We start from the raw sequence: 22,313 nt of genomic DNA, 5'->3' as shown, positions 1-22,313 counted from the left end.
AACCATTAAGAAATTTGGAGTTTATTGATGACGGTCATTGGCGCATCATTTAACGCTAATACAGAATTACCTGCTATTCTTCCTTTAATTGATACCCATACTCATTTTGATGCACCGGTATTTGATGCTGATAGAGACCAGCAGATACAGCAAGCGTATCAGCAAGGGATACGCCATCTGGTATTGGTAGGGTATTTGCAGCGTCATTTTCAGCGCTTGTATGATACTGAACGCTTAATCAATGAGCGGTATCCATCGTCTATTGCAGGTCAAGCAGATGCGCCGCAACAGCCCCATTTAAAGGCGCATATTGCCCTAGGTTTACATCCTTTTTATATTGAGCAGCATACTGAGGCGCATCTAGAAAGTATGGCGCAGATGCTGGATAAAAAGCGTCCATTGGCCATCGGTGAGATTGGTTTCGATACTTTTACTGATGAGATGAAACAGCCTGAGATATTCGCAAAGCAACAGTATTTTTTTAATGCTCAATTAGACATGGCTGTGCGCCATAAGTTACCCGTGATGCTGCATATCCGTAAAGCGCACGCTGAAGCATTGGCATTATTCAAAGCGCATGACTATGATGCTCATGAGCTTGGCGGTATCGCCCATAGTTTTAGTGGTGGTGAGCAAGAGGCGAAAGCGTTTGTAAAGCTGGGCTTTAAGCTTGGGGTAACTGGTCAAGTGACCAATCCAAACGCCAAGAAGCTACGCCGCGCTATTCAAGCAGCTGTCGCTAGTTATGGTATTGAGTGTTTGGTGATTGAGACGGACTGTCCAGATATGACGCCTATCATGTGTCAAGAGTCGGGCAATAGTCAGTCGGCGCTCGGGCAAAGCCCAGATAATGAATGGGGCAATGCGCCCGCTCATAATAGAAATGTCCCTGCCAATTTGCCATGGGTATTACTGAGTTTAAGTAAGCTACTCGATGTGCCGCCAGCCGTTCTTGCTGAGCAATTGTGGCACAACAGTTGCAACGCTTTGCAGACTGATTGGCGTTATCCAGCCTGATAATGATAAAAAAACTGCTTAATAATAGACAGTTTAGTAATAAATAATTGAATAATAAATCACCTTTTAAAAGGGCTTTAACTTGTTATGACTGAAGAGGCGCAATTGCAGCAAACCACAACCCAAACAGCTACTTTAGCTAATCTAGATATCATTACTACTAATGAACATCATAATGAACAGCAACTTGCTTCTGCAAGCGCAGATATGGCGGACGATGCAGATGAGCAATACGAGCGCCGCTTTAAAGGCACGCAAACTCTCTATGGCGCATCGGCAGTCGATACCTTTGCCGCAGCGCATGTTTATGTGATTGGTGTCGGTGGGGTAGGTTCGTGGGCAGCAGAAGCATTGGCGCGTACAGCAGTGGGCACTATTACTTTGATTGATTTGGATGTGTTGGTTGCCTCTAATGTCAATCGCCAGCTGCCGGCGTTAGACAGTACCTTTGGGCAAAGTAAGATTGCAGCGATGGCGACCCGTATCCGTGAGATTAATCCAAAAGTCACGCTACATTTGATAGATGACTTTTTGACCCCTGAGAACGTCGCTGAGTTATTGCCCAGTCGCGCACAAGCGAAAGCGGCGGCGCAAAATAATCCGATTGTGATTTTAGATTGTGTTGATGATATGAATGCCAAGCTTGCGATTTCATTACATTGTCGCTTTAACAAGTTAAAATTGGTTTGTGCGGGCGGGGCAGGCGGTAAAATAGACCCAAGCCAGATTAAGGTAAGTGATTTACGCGACAGTTATCAAGACCCGCTATTGGCCAAGCTGCGCAATAAGCTGCGCCACGAAAAAGGCATCAATAGCGCGCTGAAAGAAAAATTCGGTATTAAGTGTGTCTATTCAACAGAACCACCGCGCGTCGATAAAAGCTGTCAAACAGGTGGCTTGCACTGCGGCGGTTATGGCTCGGCGGTAGTCGTCACCTCGGTAGTGGCGATGCTGATGGTCAGCGAGGCATTACAATTATTGCTCAAGCAGGCAGCGGTTAAGCCAAGCGTCTGATATGAATTAATGGAGTCCATCTTGTCTACATCCAACTTGCCAAAGAACGATTATCCCATCGCAGCAGATGACGCTGAGCGTATCAATCGACTCAAAAAATATCAGGTAATGAATGATAATGAGGAACCTGCTTTTGCACGCTTAACTGAGCTTGCCAAACTGTTTTTTAATATGCCGATAGTCACCATCACTTTTATGGATGAAGACACCCAATACTTAAAATCGGGTCATGGGCTTGGTGGAGTTTGTACGACAACGCGTAAAGTGGCGATTTGCAATTATACTATACTCTCAGATGAGGTTTTTGTCGTCCCTGATTTAGCAGCCGACAGCCGCTTTAATCAAAACCCTTTAGTCACAGAATCGCCACATCTGCGTTTTTATGCTGGCGCGCCCATTATCATGAATGAGGACGGTAAAACATACCGTTTGGGCTCTTTATGTTTGATGGATGTACAGCCGCACCATGAGTTTGCGGACAAGCACGCCGAGCTATTGGCACAGTTTGCGATGATGGCCGCCGATGCCTTGCAGCTACAAAACCAGCAGCGTCATGCCAAACATGCCAATGAGATGAAGTCTGAGTTTTTGGCCAATATGAGCCATGAAATACGCACGCCGATGAATGGTATTATCGGTATGGTTGAGATGTTAAGCGAGACCGAGCTGAGCGCTGAGCAGCAAGAGTATATTGATAATATCAAAGTCTCAAATGAGCATTTGCTGGCGATTATTAACGGTATTTTGGATTTATCAAAAGTTGAATCGGGCAAGATGACTATCGATTCTATTCCGATGAACTTATCGAGTTTATGTAATGAAGTGGTGAGTTTGTTTGCGGTCAAAGCCCGTCAACGTGGCTTGATTCTAGATTACCATTACACCGAGTCATTATCGCCGTATGTCAAAGGCGATCCCGTACGACTTAAGCAAATCATGGTTAATCTGGTCAATAATGCCATCAAATTTACCCGCGAAGGCGGTCGAGTGACGATTGACGTTAAGCACATGGAAAACAATCCTTGTGATGATAAACAGGGCGGTTATAACTCTGGCTGTCATGAAGATAGTTATTTAGGAAGCCATGTATTAGAAAACCACGTATTAGAAAAGCAGGAAGAACAGGCTTCTCATTATGATACCGATAATAGTGGTGTGGTCAATCATCAAGATATGACGCTTTGTATTGAGGTCACAGATACGGGTGTCGGCATTAAACCTGAATCGTTAGAAGCGATATTTGACGCTTATGATCAAGCCAATAAATATACGCATCGCCTGTATGGCGGTACGGGACTTGGTTTGTCTGTCTGCAAGTCGTTGGTAGACTTGATGGGCGGCTATATTGAAGTGGACAGCGCCGTCGGTATCGGCACAACCTTTACTGTATTACTGCCGTTACCGACTATCGATGAGGCCCGTTACGAGACATGGCAAGACGAAAATGACTTTACCATGGCAACGCCAAGTCATGAGCTTGTCGGACATATCTTGTTAGTCGAAGATGACAGCGTTAATGCCATGATTGCCAAAAAAGCGCTTAATAATAGCGGTCATACCGTCACTCATGTTGGGGATGGGCAACAAGCGATTGAGATTTTTGCTTTAAATCCTGAGCTCTATGATGTCATTTTGATGGACCATCATATGCCCATTATGGATGGCGTACAGGCAACCATTAAGCTACATGAGCTTTATGACCCACAAGCACTGCCACCTATCATCGCCTTGACCGCCAATGCGATGGATGGCGAGCGCAAAAAGTACCTTGATGTGGGGATGCAGGACTATTGCACCAAACCATTTAAACAAGAGCAACTTAATGCTCTAGTGCAGTACTGGCTGATGCATAAACAGTCGATGGAAGAATAATATTTAAGGGTAGAGCATTCTAAAAAAGAATAGATGTTAAAGCATTCAGCACTAAAAAAGCTTAACCACTTATGAGCGGTTAAGCTTTTTTTATTTAATAAAACATGTCAGGCATAAAAACGCTTAGCTAACGCGCGTTTGGTAATCGCCGGTACGCGTATCAACACGAACCACTTCACCTTGCTGAACAAATAATGGCACACGTACCACCGCGCCTGTCTCTAGCTTGGCAGGTTTACCGCCGCCGCCTGACGTATCACCGCGGAGACCAGGATCAGTTTCGGTGATTTGCAATTCAACAAAGTTAGGCGGCGTTACAGATAATGGCACACCATTAAATAAGGTAATGGTGCAAAGGGCGTTACTGTTGTCTTTTAGCCATTTTATCGCATCACCAATCGCGGTTTTGTCAGCTTGTAACTGCTCAAAACTTTCAGGGTGCATAAAGTGCCAAAATTCACCATCGTTGTATAGATAGTTCATTTCAGTGTCTAGCACATCAGCCGCTTCCAAGCTCTCGCCTGATTTAAACGTTTGCTCTAATACCTTGCCGCTACGAAGGTTGCGCAGCTTAACGCGGTTAAAAGCTTGGCCTTTACCAGGTTTGACGAACTCGTTTTCAAGAATGGCACAAGGGTTGCCATCGAGCATGACTTTGAGACCAGCTTTAAATTCGTTAGTAGAAAAACTTGCCACGGAAGACTCCTAAGGGTTGTAAGTATTGTCATCACTAATTGGATGTGGGGTTTTGGCCTTGCTGCGCTAAAATCGCTTATGATGCTCAGTGTTTTATGAATAATTCGTACGCTTTGATAGCTTACGCACTAAGAGCGTATAATATCGGCTTTTGGGCACAGGTATAAGGTTGTCATGATAAACCATTTAATCACACAAAAAAACTGGCAAACGCAATTATCCGAAGCGATAACCTCTATTGATGAGCTGCTTGGACTTTTAAAGCTGGAATCACTGCGCTCAGAGGTCTATATACCTGAGCACTTTCAGCTGCGTGTACCGCGCGCTTTTGTGGCAAAAATGACGGTCGGTGACAGTAATGACCCTCTGCTCAAACAAGTATTGCCCAATAAAAAAGAGCAAATCGCTGTCACCGGTTACGTGGCCGACCCCCTAAGTGAAAATACGCACAATCCGGTGAAAGGCCTATTGCATAAATACCAGTCAAGAGTATTGTTAACGATTACCGGTGCCTGTGCGATTCATTGTCGTTATTGCTTTCGCCAGCATTTTGACTATAGCGCCAATATGCCAACCGCCGATGCCAAACAACACATTATCGACTATATCAGCGCCCATCCTGAAATCAATGAGGTGATTTTAAGCGGCGGCGACCCGTTAAATGTCACCAACAGACGCTTATTTGCTTGGTTCGATACCTTAGAGGCGATTCCGCAACTGACCACCATCAGGCTGCATACCCGTTTGCCATTGGTGATTCCAGCGCGCTTAGATGATGCCTTATTGGATAGATTGTCGCAAAGCCGCTGTCAAATCGTCATGGTCATCCATTGTAACCATGCCAATGAGATTGATGCGCTGACCGCTGAGTACTTGCAGCGTGCGCGCGCGGCTGGCGTGACCTTATTAAACCAAGCGGTATTATTAAAGGGTATCAATGACAGCGTGGCGGTGCAAACGGCACTCAATCAGCGCTTGTTTGCGGCCGGCGTGCTGCCATATTATCTGCATGTGTTGGATAAAGTGGCAGGCGCGGCTCATTTTGATAGTGATGTGCGCGCCGCCATTGCGCTTTATTGGTCGTTACTCGCCGTATTGCCCGGTTACTTAGTGCCAAAACTGGTCAGAGAGTTGCCAAATAAACCGTTTAAAGTGCCGATTGATATTTACAACGATGCTTAAAATGGGCAATATAGTATATTTTTGTTTTAGTAAACAAAGAACGATTAAAATAGTTTTTAATAAAAGCGCAGCAGCCAGCGCCAAATAAAGAAAAGCCATTAAAAAACAGTACTAAAAAATCGTTAATAGGTCAGGTAATAGTCATGCCTAGGGCTAATGTTGCTGAGGTAAATAAAGCATTAAACCTGCATAGACCTATTGATAACTTGCGTAATTACTAAGGATAGTAATGGTAAATTTATCGACGTTTCAACAGTATTTAAGCATTGATGCGCGCTTATCGCGGACGTTAACGAAATCAATTGATTTAACGAAGTCGTTTAATAAAGATGAGCAGCACTTGCTTAAATGGGCGGCGCTGTTGCCCATGCAAACGGAGGCGCAGCAAACAGAGCAGCTAGAAAAAGTCCTTACAGAGTTGCGCGTGGCAGCTATAGATGATCGGCAACGTCTGACATTACTCAATATTGTGCTGGAGGCAGCTAATAAGCTGATTGCGATGCTGCGCCAACACTATATATATGAGGCAAATGCTTTTAACGACTATCAGCTCGGCTATGTGGTGCAGGTGAAGTCGCTGTATTATTTAATGATTATGGTCTATGACGGTGTTATACAGCGAGAAATCACCTTTTTAAAAGATAAAAAGCTGCAAGCATCAAACGGTCTTTTGCAGCGCTATCTGACCAATGAGAAAGCCTTATCAATCACGTTAGCCATTGCTACTTACCAAACGCTGTTGATGTATCAAAAGCTGTTATTCGAAGAGGCGCTTTGTTATCAGAAGCCTGTGCCATATTTATGGTCTAATATTAATCAGCTCTATTATATGGCGTGCCAACAGCAAACCGTTGATATCGATTTGAGTTCTTATATTACGACCTATTGCGCGGATAATATTCATCAATTATATGGTCAGCTATGCTTGCATAGTTTATTGAACGTACGCGCTATGCGACGCGCCACTGTGCTAATGGTGCAGCGTTTGCTCCTAGAGTGGAGCGAACATCTCGTCGCATCTATAGAGCCGCAGACGGAAACAAAGGTGTTCGTCAATCTGCACAGTGACAATCCACCCACCTATTTGACCGCCCATTCTGCCATTAACCCTTATGATGCTCATCATGATTGTGTGTTTATAGAGTTGGCGCCGCTGGTTACCTACCTAAAATTCCGTAGGGACACCCTCATCGAGGAAGGTCGAGAAGGGGTTGAATCATCCTTAATGAATACGGTTGCCATAACCTTGAGCTATCGCTATATTCAGCCGCCATTGACGCTACCGATTAGACAAAGCGCCAAACAACAGGCCCATATCATTACAGGGTTTAATGACATTCATTACCGCGTTAGTCATGAGCAAAGCTTATCGACTCTCACTGCGGCAAAATATCTGCCTGAGCATCAGCAACCTCGCTATGATACCGTGCCAAAAAAGCTGTCTGCTAATACCGTTTCTAATAATACAATGTTAGGGGTAGAAACGTTTGATAGTGACAATGCTTTGTCCGACTTTCGTACCTTGCGCTTGCTGCCAGATTCAGTGGAGCCAGCTATCAGCGTAAGCAGAGCTGGAGAAAATACCCCTAAAGCAAAATATAACAGCAAAAAAGTAAAGGCTATAGTCGAAGTTGCAGAAAATGATACCCTGAACTCTATTGCTCCGCCGCCACTGCGAACGATGAGTCTTTTCTTATTGTGTCGCTCTGAAAATCCAGCTTCGACTGATTGGTCTATAGGCGTGGTACGCTGGCTCAATTTAGATCTAGAAAAACCGGAAATTGATTGGCAAGTACTGGGGCATCAGCTCATTGCTTGTGGTATTCGCCTGCAAGATAGAGATAGTCGCAGTCGGCATTTTGTGCCCGCGTTTGTCGTTGGTGATGACGAGCAGCTGCAAACGCCTTCTAGCCTAATTGTGCCGACGTCTCATTTTCAAGTGGGGGATAGAGTGATGATGCGTATCAATACCAAACAAAAAACGTTGCGCTTAGTGCGGCGTTTAATGATGACAGATGAGTTTAGCCAATATGAAGTGGCGCAACTTTAACTGCCTACTTATCAAAGCATAAGATAACTTTGCCATACTCAGTGTTTAACGTTGAACGCTGAACACTTAAACTCTAACATTGTGCTGAGCGCATTTAATTCATCAGATTTAATTCATGAGAAGATGGCATTATGATTGCAGCTTAATAAGAGCGACTTAATCACCGTAATTGAATGAACAACAATTTGATAAACAACAATTTGATAAACAACACTTAGTGATTGTAACTTAAGCAGCAGTCGGTTAGATTATTGTTTATAATGACAAAACCGCTATTATGATTTAAAAGGCTTCCTATGCGTACTCAGTCCGTCTTAAACCTATTAGTAATCGATGACGACCAGCTTTACGCTGAGCGACTGGTAGCATTGCTAGGGTCATATTATGACAATGTGAACTTAGGTTTATTGGATGATAAAGAAGAGCTATTAAAGTCGCTACGTCAATCATGGGATGTATTGGTGTTTGGTCAGGCTTATGATATGAGCTTTACTGACGTGGTTGGTGTCGTTCAAGAGCAGAGTATAGACTTGCCAACGATTTGCTTGATGAATAAGGAGGCTGCTGCCAGCGCTCAAAACGAAGACGGCTTGCCGGCTGTGATGAATAGTACGATGGTTAAAGCCCTTTGCGTAGAGCAAGAGATGGCAGTCGTCATGGCGATTTGTTTGCAGCATGAGAGTTTGCGCTGTCGTCAGCAGCTTAAAACCTTGCGTCATGTCTTGTCTGAAGCAGAACAACGTGCCAACGTCCTGATTAAAAACTCAAAAAGTGCGGTCGCTTATATTGACCAAGGGATTCATATTTTTGCCAATGACCCTTATCTGCAGTTGTTTGGCTTTGAGGCGATGAATGACATTATCGGTATACCTGTGATTGATTTGATTGCAGGCGGTGATAATGTTAAAGCCTTTAAACAGTTTTTACGTCAGTTTGATAAAGGAAGCCGTAAAGACGTTGAGTTTAATTTTGAGAGCAAACGTAAAGATGGCTCTACCTTTGAGGCAAAATTACAGTTGGCCTCGGCAACTTTAGATGGTGAGCCCGTTACCCAAATTATTATTCAGCAAAACAACAGTAATAGCGCTGAAGTTGCGAAGCGTTTGGCTGAGGCTGAGCGTAAAGACAGCCTGACAGGTATTCATAATCGCCGCAGCTTTGAAGAGCAGCTCGCGGCATTATATCAACAAGCAAAACAGGGTGCGTCGACGGCAGGGTTATTCTATATTCAGCTCGATAATGTGGGCAAAATTAGAAGCAGTCTGGGTCTGCAAGGGATAGATGCCACCGTTAAGCAAGTCGCCTATGCTTTAGATAAGCTGTTAACAGACGAGCTCTTAGAAGAAAGCCATGTAAGCCGTTTTAGTGATACGGTCTTTACCATCTTGGTGGAGAATCAAAGCACCGCAGATCTTGAAAAACTGGCTGGGAAAATTGGTTCAGCCATCAGTGAGCTGTTTATCGAAGTCGATAAGCGGACGACAAATACCACAGCAAGTATCGCTATCGTTAAGATAGAAAAAAACACTCCTGAACCGAGAGTGCTACTCGAGCGGGCGATGGATGCGATCAATCAAATTCTGATTGAAACCTCCAATCATGGCGGCAGATATCATCTATATGACGCCAGTGAACATGCCAATAGTGATGATCATGCGCTGGCCGAGTCTTTGGTCGATGCGATTGCCAATAATCGCTTTGAGCTGTTGTTTCAGCCGATATATGACATTAATCATGATCGCAGTGATTTCTTTGAGGTATACCTGCGCTTGCCACTGGCGGATGCGGACAATACGATATTGACGCCCGACCAGTTTATGGCAGTGGCCAAAGTGCATAATTTGCTTGAAAAAATAGACCGCTGGATACTCATCAATGCCTGTAAAAAAATCAATGACGTGCGTAAATCCCATCCAGAAGCGCGCTTACTGGTACAACTGACCAACGCCTCTTTGATAGATAAAAAGCTGCCAAGTGTGGCCAGTCAATTAATCAATGCGGTGGGCGGTAAAGCGGGTGCATTAACCTTACAGTTTAATGAAAACGATATTGCTGACCATTTAACCGTCTCTAAATCTCAGTTTACCGCCCTTAATCAAGTAAATTGCCAGTTATGTATCAGTAATTTTGGCTCGTCTGCTAAGGCTGTTGAGGTTGCCAATTTCGTGCAACCTGATATGGTGCGTCTAGCCCGTAGTTACGTGGAAGGGATAGATACCCCTGAAAATCTAGAGACAGTTAAATCGCTTATCGTCCGTACCAATGAGATTGGCGTCGATGTCTTGATGCCTTATATTGAAGATGCTGCGACCATGTCGGTTGCTTGGAGCGTGGGCGCGCGTTATCTGCAAGGCTTTTATCTCGAAGCGCCTAGCAATAGCATCAAAGTGGCTAGTGAGAGTTAAGCTATTATCTAAGCCTAAATTAACGCATAAACCTAAACCTAATAGGTGAAAAATTTCAGGCAACTGGGCTTTAACTGGCAACTGAGCTTTAAAAGGCGATTGGATTTTAACTAAAGGCGAGCTAAGCAACCTTTATGTTAGCAAAATCAGCAATTATTAATTTTTAGCAGTTACCCCTATATTTCCTACGCAGTGCTATGTAGGTTCATCACTCTTTGCCTTGTATAATGGTCGAGGTAGACGCATACATAGCCAATGCCCCTCAATTAAAGATTTCTACAACATGTCTATACTCAAAAAATATCAATTAAGCGTTATGTTTGCCGCTGTTTTATTGCTCAGCGCTTGTGAGAAAACGCCGCCTGACTATCGCGATCCTGTAACGTTGCCACTTTATACCGAGGGCGACGCCGATAATGGTGCGCTTATATATCAAGATGCTTGCGGTCAATGTCATCAGCTAAATCCTGGACTCAATAAAAAAGGTCCGCAGTTGATGAATATATATGGTGCCAAAGCGGCCGAGCTTGCAGATTATACTTATAGTGAAGGGCTTAAGACATCAGGTTGGGTATGGAATGCTGAGACGCTAGATACTTATATCGCTGATGCAGAAAAAGCCATGCCAGACTCGAAAATGCTCTCAGATCCGATGCCAGATGCTCAGGAGCGTACCGATGTGATTGCTTATCTATCAACGCTTCGTGCACCGGTGCCAACCGCTGATGATATAAAGTAACGCCCGATTTAACCTGATTATTTGACAGGGCTGTTTCACATGGCTATTTAAAATGGCTATTTAAAATGGCTATTTAAAATAATCATCACCATAAAAAATGAGCTAAGAATTGATAATGAACCCTGCCGCCAATGACTATCCCCGTAACCAGCAAAAAATTGCGCAGCTAATGACGCAGTTAAATCAAATTGTGCTAGATAAACCGCAAGCCATCAAGTTGGCGCTGAGCGGCATACTGGCTGGCGGGCATCTATTGTTGCAAGATTTGCCGGGCATGGGGAAAACGACGTTGGCGCAAGGCTTAGCGCAATTACTCGGTCTGAGCTTTAGCCGCGTACAGTTTACCAATGACATGCTGCCGGCTGATATTTTGGGCATGAGCATCTATGACCAAAGCAAACAGCAGTTTGAATTTCGTCCCGGTCCTATCTTTACTCAGTTGTTGCTGGCTGATGAAATCAATCGCTCTAGTCCCAAGACCCAAAGTGCGCTACTAGAAGCGATGGAAGAGCGGCAAGTAACCCAAGATGGGCAGAGCTATACGTTACCGCAGCCATTTTTTGTCATTGCTACGCAAAACCCATTGCAGCAAGCGGGCGTTTATCCACTGCCTGAATCGCAGCTAGATCGGTTTTTATTGTGCTTGTCGCTAGGATATCCATCACCTGCCGCGGAGCGCGAGCTTCTAAAAGGTCAAGACCGCCGCGAGCTATTAAAAGAGCTGCCCGCTGTGCTTGATACGCAGGCTGTATTATTAGCGCAGCAAGGCGTCAAGCAAGTGTATGTCGCGGATGTAGTGTTAGATTACCTGCAAAGACTGGTCGCCAAAACACGTGCAAGCTCTGAGTATCACGGTCTTTCACCGCGTGGCGTGCTGTCGCTACAGCGTGCTGCACAGGCTTATGCTTACGTGTCGGGGCATATGGAGGTCACGCCTGAAGATATCCAAGCCGTGTTTGCTGCCGTCACCGATCATCGCCTCGGTCAGCGTTTTGTACCCGCGCATGTGACTGGTGGGCAAGCGATGCAGACCATCGCTCAACGCATTTTGGCAGAAGTGGCTGTTATTGTTTGACCATTTGTTTGCTCATAATAGATTTACTTCCAAAGCTGCTCGTTTATTAGCGATAAGACTATTAATTTTAAGGTCAGAATAGGGTAGTCATGAGCCTTTTGCCAAAAGCCTTCACCATACCAGCTAGTTCTGCATTACGCCGTTGGTTTGCCGCGCGGGCACCAAAAAGCGATAGCGCCACGCTCAATTTGCGTAATGTCTATATCTTTTTTAGCCGCGAAGGGCTGCTATATGCGGTGTTATTAATCATCACCTTTATTGCTGGTATCAACTATGGCAATAACTTGGTGTTGGGTCTGTGTTTTTATCTGGTCAGCGTTTGGCTTATCAGCTTTCATGTGACCTTTGCCCATATCTCAGGTCTTAAAGTACAATTAATAGAAGTAACCATGGCAGAAGCAGGTGCGCCTGTCTGGGTGACCTTGCAGTTGATTAGTGAGAGCCGTCAACCAAGACGGCAGCTGTTATTTAGCTTTGAGCAGACTGACGGCAAAGCTAATAGCAAGCTTAATAGTAAGACAGATAAAAAAGCCAATAAGAAAATCAAAAATAGCGCTAGTACTCAAGAGTCGATATTGGTGACACGACTGCAAGGCGAGCAAGTGATTCGTTTGCCTGTACAAACGCACAGTCGTGGGCAGCTGACATTACCAAGATTAATCATCAAAACCGTTTATCCGTTAGGTATTATGCGCGCATGGTCTTATGTCTATTTTGCCCGTAGCGCTTGGGTGTATCCAAAACCTGAAGTCTTTGATTGGCAGGCCCAGTATGCCGTTGCCAGTCAGGAGGATTTGCCAACGGGTGGACAGACTAGGCAAGGTCAGGACGATTTTGAGCGGCTAGATAACTATATCGAGGGTGAGTCGCTAGCAAGGGTTTCTTGGGGTCATGTGGCGCGCGGTCAGGGAATGTTTACCAAGCATTTTGCCGACCCTGTCGGTCATGAGCAAACGTTGGATTATGCTGATATGCCAGCGGCGCGTCATGAACAAAAACTCGCACAACTGGCTTATGGCGTAGTGACATTAGGTGAGCTGGGTGTGCCATTTAACATGCGTTTAGCCGGCGACACGCCCTTTAATGAGCATTCTGCTGCAACGATGGGTGACGGTAATGGCTTTGCGCAAGCGTGCTTGCTAAGGTTGGCAAAAGCGCCATGACTAATATGAGCAATTCTAAAAGATTTTTTTCAAAAAAAGTAATCGATGCCTCTATTGGCTCTAACAAATCAGACTTTATAGAATCTATAAGCTTTGAGCAGTTGGCTTTGGGTCAAAATATCAATGCTCATACCTATGCTCATGCTATGCAGGGCAGCAATGCTAAATGGACTCGCAAGCTACTCGCCTTACCAGCCTATTATTGGGTATTAATTGCTCAAGTTGTTATTATCTTACCGCATGCAGCGCATTTGCCGTTATGGCTAATGGGTTTTGCAGTGGTCAGTATTATTGCTCAGCTGCCGCGTGTGAAAGCGCGATTTAAAAAATTAGCGCATCTAAAACGTGTCTATCAAAGCATGCAAATGCTCGGCTTCTTATTGGGGCTTACAGGTCTGTGGCTGACTTATAATACCGCTTTCGGTCTCGATATGGGCGTAGCGTTTTTGGTGCTATGTCTCATCAGTAAGTTGTGGGAGATGTATAAGCGCCGTGATGCTTATGTGGTATTGAATCTTTCACTGTTTGTCCTTGCCGCGCTATTTTTGATGGATCAAGGCCTTGTGACGACGTTAGAAGTAATCGTCGGGGCGGTCATTGTGTTGTTGGCATTTATTGCTTTAAATGACGATGGCAATGCTCGTGGTGATGGTCGCTTGCGTACTTTAGGTGTACTAGGTCTTGGGGCGTTGCCGTTATTAATCGTACTATTTTTGTTTTTTCCGCGCTTGCCACCGCTATGGTCAGTGCAGCTCTCAGGTCAGCAAGCGACCACGGGTGTCTCTGATAGTATGTCGCCCGGTGACTTTGCCAATTTAGGACAATCGACCGAGCTTGCGTTTCGGGTAGAGTTTGCAGATAACCGCCCACCACAGCAGCAGCTCTATTGGCGTGGTTTGGTCTTTAGCGATTTTGATGGAGTCACTTGGCGTCCTAGCGCGCAGCAACGACAATGGCAGCCTGCACCGCAAGCACCTGCTTGGATTGAGAGTGCCTTTGCAACTATCCCTGATGAAGTAAAAGTTGCGCCGACCAGTTATGAGATTATCCTAGAGCCAACGCAGCAAAACTGGCTGTTTGGACTTGATTATCCTTTTGCTCAGCGCCAAGACGTCAGTATCACCTCAGACTTTACCTTATTAAAAGACCAGCCGGTTACCCAGCAGCTGCGCTACGAGGTATTGCAATTTGCACCGATGCGTATTGACCCTGTTCTCTCTGATGAGTCGCGCCGTCTAAATCTTACGCTGCCAGCTGACGGCAATCCGCAAGCGCGAACACTGGCGCAGCAGTTATTTGCGCAATCAGACTCAGACCCAGTACGCTACATGCAAGCACTTGAGCGCTGGATTAACCAAACGGAATTTCGTTATACATTGTCTCCGCCACGACTGAATAATAACCGTATTGATGAGTTTTTATTTGAGACCAAAGCGGGGTTTTGTGAGCATTATTCTTCCAGCTTCACCTTTATGATGCGCGCCGCTGGCATTCCAGCGCGTGTCGTCGCGGGCTATCAAGGTGGCGAGCTGAGCCGCGGTGGTAATGTTTGGGAAGTACGGCAAAAGGATGCACATGCTTGGACGGAGGTTTGGCTTGAGGGTCAAGGTTGGATACGTGTCGATCCAACGGCATTTGTTGCGCCTGAGCGTGTCGAGCAGGGTATGGATGCACTGACACAGGCACAAGGGGCGACAATGTTCGGTGATGGTGCTGGGGCACAAATCAGCTATCAGCAGTATCAAATGCTACAGACCTTACGCCGCCTCTCCGACCAAGCGAGCTACTATTGGCAAAAAGACGTCGTTGGTTACGATCAGGACAAGCAAGCTGACTCGCTACTCAAATGGTTTAACATCCGTTCAATCTCGCAGCAAATTATTTGGCTAGCGGCGAGTGCTATTACCGTCATGGTGATTTTGGTCTTTGTCATTTGGCAACGTCGCCGTAAGCGTTGGCATCCAGCAGACCTGCCACTTGCACAGTTATCAAAACGTATTGGTAAAAGTGATAAAGCGCTTACTCGTAAAGAGAGCGAAGGGCAGCTAGCTTGGCTTGAGCGCTTGGCAATAGCCGTTAATGACCGAGAAATTGATTCAAATACTGATATCGACGCTGAGACCAATGCTAAAAGTAGTAAGAAGAGCAGTAAAGTGAGTAAGCTAACAGATAGCGGTCACTCAGAAATTGTCCAAGCAAAAATCATCCAGATGAGGCAGGACTATCGTCAACTACGTTATGGACGTCTAAGCAGCCTTGAAACCAATGATAGCGAATACCAAACCGTACTGAAACAGCTTAAGAAAGATGCACGTGAATTGTTCTAATGGCTGTTTTGTGAAAGCATTGTTTAGCACATGATAAAATAGCTAATGATAATAAAGGAGGCGACTCTATGGCGATATACGTCGATTTTATGCAGATAGAATTTAAAGGCTATAAGTGGTGCCATATGCTGGCAGATACCCTGCAAGAGTTGCATGATTTTGCTGCGCTGATTGAAGTAGATTCGCATTTATTCCACCGTCATGCCAGTTATCCGCACTATGATGTGACGGTGCAAATGCGAGAGACAGCGATTGAATATGGTGCTATTCCTGCTGGTCGAAAAAAGATTATCGAATGTGCGAAGAAGTTAAAAGTAGAGTTAAACGCTCCAATAACACGGTCTAAATCTTACAAATAATGCGTCTATTAAACTTATAATAATGAGCAGCTTTTATTTCAAATTGACACTTTCAAGCTTTATTAAGCCAAACGCTCTGCCAGATAATCTACGAGCAATCTAATCTTTGGCGATAAATGACGATTATGCGGATAAATAGCCCAAATGCTTTCTTCAGGCTCTCTATAGTTATCCAATAAGCTGACCAGCTCGCCTAATGCTAAGTACTGTTGCACATAATAGTCAGGCAGCTGCACGATACCCAGACCTTTTAACGCCGCATCGACTAGACTGTGACCGCTGTTATATTGCACCGTGCCAGACACGCGCAGGTTTTTTTCTTTATCAGCGTTCTTACCGTTTTCTATAAAATGCCAATAATCACGCGTGCCAAGTAAGCAGTTATGTTGACTCAGATCGCTCAAAGAATGCGGTGTGCCGTATTTTTCAAGATAAGTAGGTGCGGCACAGACGAAGTTGGTACGACGGCTAAGTTTTTTTGCCATCATGGTTGAGTCGCTTAATTTGCCAATACGAATTGCCAAGTCGTAACCGCCATCAATTAAGTCAATTTTTTGATTGCTCAAAAAAGCCGTCACTTCGATATCACTATATTGCACCATGAAATCATTGACCAGTGGCAACAGTTGCTGCTCGCCATAAGTGACAGGAGCGGTCAGTTTAATCCTGCCTTGCGGCTTTGATTGTAAGTTACTCACTGCTTGCTCAGCAGCATCCAAGCCATCGAGCACACCGCGGCAGTGCTGATAAAACACGCGGCCTTCTTCTGTCAGTGATACCTTGCGCGTCGTACGATAGAGTAATTTAATGTTCAGTCGTTTTTCTAAAGCGCTTATCTGCCGACTAACTTGCGCGGTAGAAATGCCCAATTCTTTTGCCGCACGCGTAAAGCTCTCGTGCTCTGCTACATAGACAAACTCGCTAATACCATCCCAGCGCATGATTATTACCACTGTGTAAAAGATATTTGCAAATATAGCACATTGTTATCATTTCAGAAACGACTATAATGGTCAGTATAAAAGTTTAAAGCTGTACGGGCTCTCACAACAGTGGCTTGTGTCTACTAAGTCAGCACTATAAGATGAATGGGTCTGTGCTCAATAAGCGATAACATTAATTAAAAAAGAGAGAATATTATGTCAGATAAATTTATTAAATCTAAAGCCGCCATTGCTTGGGGGCCAAATGAGCCACTATCTATCGAAGACGTGGATGTGATGCTGCCACGCAAAGGCGAAGTGCTGGTAAAAATCGTTGCTAGTGGCGTCTGCCACACCGATGCGTTTACCTTATCTGGTGAAGATCCAGAAGGCGTATTCCCAGCTATCTTAGGTCATGAAGGTGGTGGTATCGTTGAGCAAATCGGTGAAGGCGTAACCAGCGTGCAAGTGGGCGATCATGTCATTCCTTTATATACCGCAGAGTGCGGCGTCTGTAAAATGTGTACTTCAGGTAAAACCAATTTGTGTTCAGCGGTACGTGAAACCCAAGGTAAAGGCTTAATGCCAGACGGCACCACGCGCTTTTATAAAGATGGTGAGCCTATTTATCATTACATGGGCTGTTCAACCTTCTCTGAATATACGGTGTTGCCTGAGATTTCTTTAGCGAAAGTGAACAAAGAAGCACCACTAGAAGAAGTCTGCCTACTTGGTTGCGGTGTCACCACAGGAATGGGTGCGGTCATGAATACGGCAAAAGTTGAAGAGGGCGCGACGGTTGCTATCTTTGGTCTAGGCGGTATTGGACTATCAGCAGTTATCGGTGCACAAATGGCAAAGGCCAGCCGTATTATTGCGATTGATATCAACGAAAGCAAGTTTGAGCTTGCCAAAAAATTGGGCGCAACAGATTGTATTAATCCAAAAGATTATGACAAACCAATCCAAGACGTCATCGTTGAATTAACCGATGGCGGCGTTGATTATTCGTTTGAATGTATCGGTAATGTCGATGTCATGCGTTCAGCACTTGAGTGCTGCCATAAAGGTTGGGGCGAATCGGTTATCATCGGTGTTGCTGGTGCTGGACAAGAAATCTCAACCCGTCCATTCCAGCTAGTGACTGGTCGCGTCTGGCGCGGCTCAGCATTTGGCGGTGTAAAAGGTCGCTCAGAGCTGCCAGGCTATGTTGAGCGTTATTTAGCAGGTGACATCCCACTACAGGATTTCATCACCCATACCATGCCATTAGAAGACATCAATGAAGCCTTTGATTTGATGCATAAAGGCGAGAGTATCCGTACGGTTATTCATTTTTAAGCATCATTATTAGTTTTAGGGGTTGTAAATTCAGCCTTATAAAATAACAGTGTTATAAAACAAAAATGCCGCTCTTATTATAGGGCGGCATTTTTATGTTTATCGTTTAGTCTTTTTTAAAGCTATGCATATCTTCTAGTACGGCCGTAAACCTATCGTATAGCCAAGGTTCAAGATCATCAATCACTTGACTATATAAATGTGGACCTATGGTTTCGATAATAAAGTCTAATAAAAATTTAGCGGGCAAATTACCAATATCGACATCAAACTCTGCGTTCATATAATCTCTCAGCTTATCCAAAACGATTTCTTCTGCTTCATCTGATAAGGTGATCAGCTTGTCTTTGCTCATATAAAACTATTCCTAAGAGACATGCCAATGACGATGTCCAATGTTTAAATGTTTAAGTAATTACTGAAATTTCAATGACAGCTAAATGTTAAATAACCGTTAAATTAAGCAGTGCTCCTTTATTACCTACTCTTGCATAGTGGCCAATTGCTCTAAAATATTGACGTAATTTTCCACGCCTTGTGCGCCGCTGACCAAATGTCGCTCGTTAAAAATCATCGCCGGTACACTTTGAATGCCTTGCTGTTGCCAATGCTGCTCTTCTGCGCGCACCGCTTTAGCAAAACGCTTCTCTTCTAATACCGCGAGTGCCTCGCTACGATCAAGTCCTACTTCCGCGGCAATATCAGCAAGCACCGTATTATCAGAAATATTGCGACCATGGGTAAAGTGAGCGCTGAATAACGCCTGCTTTAAATCATGCATCGGCTTTTGCCCTTGCTGACCTGCCCAGTACAGCAGCTGATGCAGATTAAAAGTATTGTGCATGCGGGTATCGTCATTGAAATTAAACTCAAACCCGACTTCGGAGCCTGCCTCAGTCATTCTAATGCGGCTAGCGTCCGACTCTTCCTTGCTTGAGCCATATTTCTCCATGATATGCTCGCGTAAGTTTTGTCCTTCGCTTGGCATATTGCTGTTTAGCTCAAACGGATGCCAATGTATTTCATGTTCGGTATTGGTTTGCTTAAGCGCCTCAGCCAATTGACGGTAGCCGATAATACACCAAGGACAAACCACGTCTGAGACGATATCGATGCGTAGTGGCTGTTTTGATAATGTCTGTTTTGGATTTTCCATAACTTTCTGCCTATTTTATTGTTGATATTTTATTTGTTTATAAAGGGTTTTTATAAGGAGGCTTATAAATAATTGGGATAAAGAATTGAGAGTATCTGCTGTGCCAAATTATCGTAGCCTGTCCTAATACCTAATAAATGTGGATAGCGAGTAGAGGTTATATTAACCCAAAGAAGTCAGATAGTTTGACTAAAACACACAACCCATACACTCGAGGATTTGGCGCGAAACCATCATAAGAGTCATTGGTTATAAGTATAAAATTTCTGAGATACCTGATATTGCTAACTGATTAGCGCTAAGCAGACTACTATTGTTAGCCAAGAAAATGCCGATAGTTATCAATCAATAACTCAGTTATGATATTGATAAGCCCGAATAGCTTATTTACGCTAAAAATCGTGGCTGGCTTGATAAATAATGAAAGCAATATCAAGCTTATACCTATTAATGAATACTAATGATGACCAATTAAAACCAAGGATGGATCAATGACTATTGCCTGCTTTAAGCCAAAATGGATGGACGAAGAGATTGAGATGCTGCATGAGAGTGCGCTTAAAGTCTTTAGAGATTGGGAAGCGCATGATGAAAAATGGCGTGAAAATGGCATGCTCGATCGTGAGGCTTGGCTGGAAGCTGGCGAAATGGGCTTTTTATGTGCCTCAATGCCAGAAGAATACGGCGGCGCCGGTGGTGATTTTCGCCATGAAGCGGCGCTGATTTATGCACAATCTGAAGCCAATCAAGCAGGTTTCGGTGGCTTTTTACATTCAGGAATTGTCGCGCCTTATATTTTACATCACGGTACTGAAGCGCAAAAGCAGGCGTGGTTACCCAAAATGGCAACCGGCGAGTTAATCGGCGCGATTGCTATGACTGAGCCGGGCACAGGCTCAGATTTGCAAAACATCAAAACCTATGCAGTCAAAGACGGCGACGACTATATTATTAACGGCTCAAAGACCTTTATTACCAATGGTCAACTGGGTAATCTAATCATCGTCGCTTGCAAAACGGACCGCTCCCTTGGCGCTAAAGGCGTCTCCTTAATTGTGGTCGAAACCGACAATGCACCGGGGTTTGAGCGCGGTAAAAAGCTCAAAAAACTTGGCATGGCATCACAAGATACTTCTGAGTTGTTTTTTAATAATATGCGCGTGCCGCAAGCCAATTTATTGGGTACGGTCGAAGGGTTAGGTTTTGCGCAATTGATGCAAGAGTTACCGCAAGAGCGTTTGATTGTGGCATTGGCAGCGATTGGGGCGATGAAACTGGCATTGGATTTGACCATTGACTACACCAAAGAGCGCACCGCTTTTGGCAAGCCTGTCTGGAGCTTTCAAAATACCCGCTTTAAATTGGCCGAATGTAATAGCCATTATATTGCCTCTAGTGCCCTTTGCGATGCTGCTATCGAAGCCTTGGTAGAGAATAAACTAACGGTACAGCATGCTGCTTTAATCAAATATTGGGTAACCGAAAAACAATGTATCGTCATGGATGAGTGCGTACAGTTATTTGGCGGTTATGGCTACATGATGGAATATCCGATTGCGCGCTTATATGCCGATGCGCGCGTACAGAAAATCTACGGTGGTACCAATGAGATTATGAAAGAGCTGGCGTCACGCTTTATGTAATTTTTCATTTAAACCAATCTTTAAAACTACAAGTTTCTAAGATTACAGGCTTCTAAGATTATAAATTTTTAAGACTATAAGGACATAGCATGATTCAGACGGCTTATATTTATGACGCCATTCGTACCCCGCGCGGCAAAGGCAAAGCGGGCGGTAGCTTAAATCAAGTAACGCCCATTTGGCTGGTTCGCACCTTACTTAATGCCATGCAGCAGCACAACGATTTAGATACCAGCTTGGTTGATGATGTGGTGCTTGGCTGCGTGACGCCCGTAGGCGAACAAGGCGCAGACATTGCCCGTATTGCGGTGCTTGATGCAGGCTGGCATGAAAGCGTCGCTGGGGTAACCTTGTCGCGTTTTTGCGCCTCAGGGCTTGAGTCCATTAATTTAGCAGCCAGCAAAATCATGTCGGGGATGGAGGATATGGTGGTAGCAGGCGGCGTTGAATCAATGAGCCGTGTACCAATGGGCGCAGATGGCGGTGCGTGGGCAACCGATCCGCGCGTGAATGCTGCCACGGGCTTTGCGCCGCAAGGGGTGGGTGCCGATACCATTGCTACTCTCGAAGGCTTTAGTCGTACGGATGTCGATGCCTTTGCCACCGAATCACATCAGCGTGCTACTAGCGCATGGGCAGCTGGTTACTATGATAATGCGGTAGTGCCTGTGCATGATTTAAATGGGCGTTTGCTACTTGATAAAGACGAGACCATTCGCCCTAACACCACGGTTGAGACGTTAGCAGGATTAAAACCGTCTTTTGCCAAGCTTGGCGCGCTGGGCTTTGATAGTGTCTTATTAGATAAATACACCAGTATTGAGCGTATCAATCATGTCCATCATGCGGGTAACTCATCGGGTATCGTTGATGGCGCCGCGCTTTGTTTATTGGGTAGTGAAGCGGCGGGTAAAAAAGCAGGTTTGCGTCCACGGGCGAAAGTCATTATGGCGTCAGTTATCGGTTCTGAGCCGTCTATTATGCTGACTGGTCCAACGCCTGCTTGCCAAAAAGCGCTTAAAAAAGCTGGTATGACCGCCGCTGATATTGACCTATGGGAGATTAACGAAGCCTTTGCGGCGATACCGATGAAAACAGCAAAAGATTTGGGCATTTCACTCGATAAAGTCAACGTCAATGGCGGCGCGATTGCCATGGGTCATCCACTGGGTGCAACGGGTGCGATGCTGCTTACTACCGTCCTTGAAGAGCTTGAGCGTCGTAACCTAAAAACCGCCATGATTAGCTTATGCGTTGGTGGCGGTATGGGCATCGCGACCATCATTGAGCGTGTATAAGTTATCGTTAGTAATAGTGGTTAAATAAGACATTTTAATATCAGAAAGGAAGA

At 44.8% G+C, this 22,313-nt stretch carries 18 protein-coding genes; 14 read left to right on the top strand and 4 right to left on the bottom strand.

Annotated elements, in window-relative coordinates:
- Window positions 1-27: 27 nt before the first annotated feature.
- The 3 genes from ACP7AA_RS01975 (at window position 28) to ACP7AA_RS01965 (ending at window position 3,903) form a co-directional block, all read left to right on the top strand.
- Entirely contained in the window at window positions 28-1,017 is a 990-nt protein-coding gene (locus ACP7AA_RS01975; RefSeq protein ID WP_426222486.1) for a TatD family hydrolase, read from the top strand.
- A gap of 207 nt (window positions 1,018-1,224) precedes the next feature.
- Window positions 1,225-2,031, top strand: a complete 807-nt coding sequence (locus tag ACP7AA_RS01970) for a tRNA threonylcarbamoyladenosine dehydratase (protein WP_426222633.1) — start codon at window positions 1,225-1,227, stop codon at window positions 2,029-2,031.
- A 21-nt stretch (window positions 2,032-2,052) separates the two neighbouring features.
- Window positions 2,053-3,903 (top strand): ATP-binding protein, encoded by a 1,851-nt coding sequence (locus ACP7AA_RS01965; RefSeq protein WP_426222485.1) that lies wholly within the window; start codon window positions 2,053-2,055, stop codon window positions 3,901-3,903.
- Window positions 3,904-4,026: 123 nt separating this feature from the next.
- Here ACP7AA_RS01965 and efp read toward each other — a convergent pair whose 3' ends face one another.
- A complete protein-coding gene (gene efp / locus ACP7AA_RS01960; RefSeq protein WP_201563216.1) occupies window positions 4,027-4,599 on the bottom strand; it encodes an elongation factor P in 573 nt (190 codons plus the stop codon).
- A gap of 174 nt (window positions 4,600-4,773) precedes the next feature.
- On the opposite strand from efp, the gene epmB reads away from it, so the two are divergent.
- From epmB to ACP7AA_RS01920, 8 genes are all read left to right on the top strand, one after another.
- Window positions 4,774-5,781, top strand: a complete 1,008-nt coding sequence (gene epmB, locus ACP7AA_RS01955) for an EF-P beta-lysylation protein EpmB (protein WP_426222484.1) — start codon at window positions 4,774-4,776, stop codon at window positions 5,779-5,781.
- A gap of 229 nt (window positions 5,782-6,010) precedes the next feature.
- Window positions 6,011-7,831: a hypothetical protein gene (locus ACP7AA_RS01950; RefSeq protein WP_426222483.1), complete on the top strand. Its 1,821-nt coding sequence runs from the start codon at window positions 6,011-6,013 to the stop codon at window positions 7,829-7,831.
- 296 nt (window positions 7,832-8,127) lie between these two features.
- Window positions 8,128-10,236, top strand: a complete 2,109-nt coding sequence (locus ACP7AA_RS01945) for an EAL domain-containing protein (protein ID WP_426222482.1) — start codon at window positions 8,128-8,130, stop codon at window positions 10,234-10,236.
- Window positions 10,237-10,519: 283 nt separating this feature from the next.
- Window positions 10,520-10,975 carry a c-type cytochrome gene (locus ACP7AA_RS01940; protein WP_426222481.1) on the top strand — a complete coding sequence of 152 codons (456 nt, stop codon included), beginning with the start codon at window positions 10,520-10,522 and terminating at the stop codon, window positions 10,973-10,975.
- 115 nt (window positions 10,976-11,090) lie between these two features.
- Complete coding sequence (locus ACP7AA_RS01935) at window positions 11,091-12,050, top strand: AAA family ATPase (RefSeq protein WP_426222480.1); 960 nt, start codon at window positions 11,091-11,093, stop codon at window positions 12,048-12,050.
- A gap of 89 nt (window positions 12,051-12,139) precedes the next feature.
- Entirely contained in the window at window positions 12,140-13,213 is a 1,074-nt protein-coding gene (locus ACP7AA_RS01930) for a hypothetical protein (protein ID WP_426222479.1), read from the top strand.
- A 5-nt stretch (window positions 13,214-13,218) separates the two neighbouring features.
- The gene (locus tag ACP7AA_RS01925; RefSeq protein ID WP_426222478.1) at window positions 13,219-15,540 is read left to right on the top strand and encodes a transglutaminaseTgpA domain-containing protein; all 2,322 of its coding nucleotides are present in this window, start codon (window positions 13,219-13,221) and stop codon (window positions 15,538-15,540) included.
- Between the two features lie 68 nt (window positions 15,541-15,608).
- Window positions 15,609-15,899, top strand: a complete 291-nt coding sequence (locus tag ACP7AA_RS01920; RefSeq protein WP_426222477.1) for a DUF4031 domain-containing protein — start codon at window positions 15,609-15,611, stop codon at window positions 15,897-15,899.
- A gap of 62 nt (window positions 15,900-15,961) precedes the next feature.
- Here the strand turns inward: ACP7AA_RS01920 and ACP7AA_RS01915 are convergent, their stop codons facing one another.
- Window positions 15,962-16,840, bottom strand: coding sequence for a LysR family transcriptional regulator (locus tag ACP7AA_RS01915; RefSeq protein WP_426222476.1), 879 nt, complete (start codon window positions 16,838-16,840; stop codon window positions 15,962-15,964).
- Window positions 16,841-17,053: 213 nt separating this feature from the next.
- On the opposite strand from ACP7AA_RS01915, the gene ACP7AA_RS01910 reads away from it, so the two are divergent.
- Entirely contained in the window at window positions 17,054-18,163 is a 1,110-nt protein-coding gene (locus ACP7AA_RS01910; RefSeq protein ID WP_426222632.1) for an S-(hydroxymethyl)glutathione dehydrogenase/class III alcohol dehydrogenase, read from the top strand.
- A 106-nt stretch (window positions 18,164-18,269) separates the two neighbouring features.
- On the opposite strand, the gene ACP7AA_RS01905 is transcribed toward ACP7AA_RS01910, so the two are convergent.
- Together ACP7AA_RS01905 and ACP7AA_RS01900 are read right to left on the bottom strand one after the other, a co-directional pair.
- Window positions 18,270-18,518: a DUF2164 domain-containing protein gene (locus tag ACP7AA_RS01905; protein ID WP_201563196.1), complete on the bottom strand. Its 249-nt coding sequence runs from the start codon at window positions 18,516-18,518 to the stop codon at window positions 18,270-18,272.
- Window positions 18,519-18,644: 126 nt separating this feature from the next.
- Window positions 18,645-19,319 (bottom strand): DsbA family oxidoreductase, encoded by a 675-nt coding sequence (locus ACP7AA_RS01900; RefSeq protein ID WP_426222475.1) that lies wholly within the window; start codon window positions 19,317-19,319, stop codon window positions 18,645-18,647.
- A 491-nt stretch (window positions 19,320-19,810) separates the two neighbouring features.
- On the opposite strand from ACP7AA_RS01900, the gene ACP7AA_RS01895 reads away from it, so the two are divergent.
- Together ACP7AA_RS01895 and ACP7AA_RS01890 are read left to right on the top strand one after the other, a co-directional pair.
- The gene (locus tag ACP7AA_RS01895; protein WP_201563192.1) at window positions 19,811-20,962 is read left to right on the top strand and encodes an acyl-CoA dehydrogenase family protein; all 1,152 of its coding nucleotides are present in this window, start codon (window positions 19,811-19,813) and stop codon (window positions 20,960-20,962) included.
- Window positions 20,963-21,054: 92 nt separating this feature from the next.
- Window positions 21,055-22,260 carry an acetyl-CoA C-acetyltransferase gene (locus ACP7AA_RS01890; RefSeq protein WP_426222631.1) on the top strand — a complete coding sequence of 402 codons (1,206 nt, stop codon included), beginning with the start codon at window positions 21,055-21,057 and terminating at the stop codon, window positions 22,258-22,260.
- The last annotated feature ends 53 nt before the right edge of the window (window positions 22,261-22,313 follow it).

Origin of the sequence: Psychrobacter sp. DWR1-2-3 (genome assembly GCF_049896465.1) — a bacterium.
Lineage (GTDB): Bacteria > Pseudomonadota > Gammaproteobacteria > Pseudomonadales > Moraxellaceae > Psychrobacter > Psychrobacter maritimus.
This window is presented reverse-complemented; position numbering and strand designations above follow the sequence as displayed.

Coding starts and splice junctions, on each gene's coding strand:
- ACP7AA_RS01900 (WP_426222475.1), bottom strand. CDS start 19,319: ATGGAAAATCCAAAACAGACATTATCAAAACAGCCACTACGCATCGAT.
- ACP7AA_RS01970 (WP_426222633.1), top strand. CDS start 1,225: ATGGCGGACGATGCAGATGAGCAATACGAGCGCCGCTTTAAAGGCACG.
- ACP7AA_RS01915 (WP_426222476.1), bottom strand. CDS start 16,840: ATGCGCTGGGATGGTATTAGCGAGTTTGTCTATGTAGCAGAGCACGAG.
- ACP7AA_RS01905 (WP_201563196.1), bottom strand. CDS start 18,518: ATGAGCAAAGACAAGCTGATCACCTTATCAGATGAAGCAGAAGAAATC.
- ACP7AA_RS01975 (WP_426222486.1), top strand. CDS start 28: ATGACGGTCATTGGCGCATCATTTAACGCTAATACAGAATTACCTGCT.
- epmB (WP_426222484.1), top strand. CDS start 4,774: ATGATAAACCATTTAATCACACAAAAAAACTGGCAAACGCAATTATCC.
- ACP7AA_RS01925 (WP_426222478.1), top strand. CDS start 13,219: ATGAGCAATTCTAAAAGATTTTTTTCAAAAAAAGTAATCGATGCCTCT.
- ACP7AA_RS01930 (WP_426222479.1), top strand. CDS start 12,140: ATGAGCCTTTTGCCAAAAGCCTTCACCATACCAGCTAGTTCTGCATTA.
- ACP7AA_RS01945 (WP_426222482.1), top strand. CDS start 8,128: ATGCGTACTCAGTCCGTCTTAAACCTATTAGTAATCGATGACGACCAG.
- ACP7AA_RS01920 (WP_426222477.1), top strand. CDS start 15,609: ATGGCGATATACGTCGATTTTATGCAGATAGAATTTAAAGGCTATAAG.
- ACP7AA_RS01935 (WP_426222480.1), top strand. CDS start 11,091: ATGAACCCTGCCGCCAATGACTATCCCCGTAACCAGCAAAAAATTGCG.
- ACP7AA_RS01940 (WP_426222481.1), top strand. CDS start 10,520: ATGTCTATACTCAAAAAATATCAATTAAGCGTTATGTTTGCCGCTGTT.
- ACP7AA_RS01895 (WP_201563192.1), top strand. CDS start 19,811: ATGACTATTGCCTGCTTTAAGCCAAAATGGATGGACGAAGAGATTGAG.
- ACP7AA_RS01950 (WP_426222483.1), top strand. CDS start 6,011: ATGGTAAATTTATCGACGTTTCAACAGTATTTAAGCATTGATGCGCGC.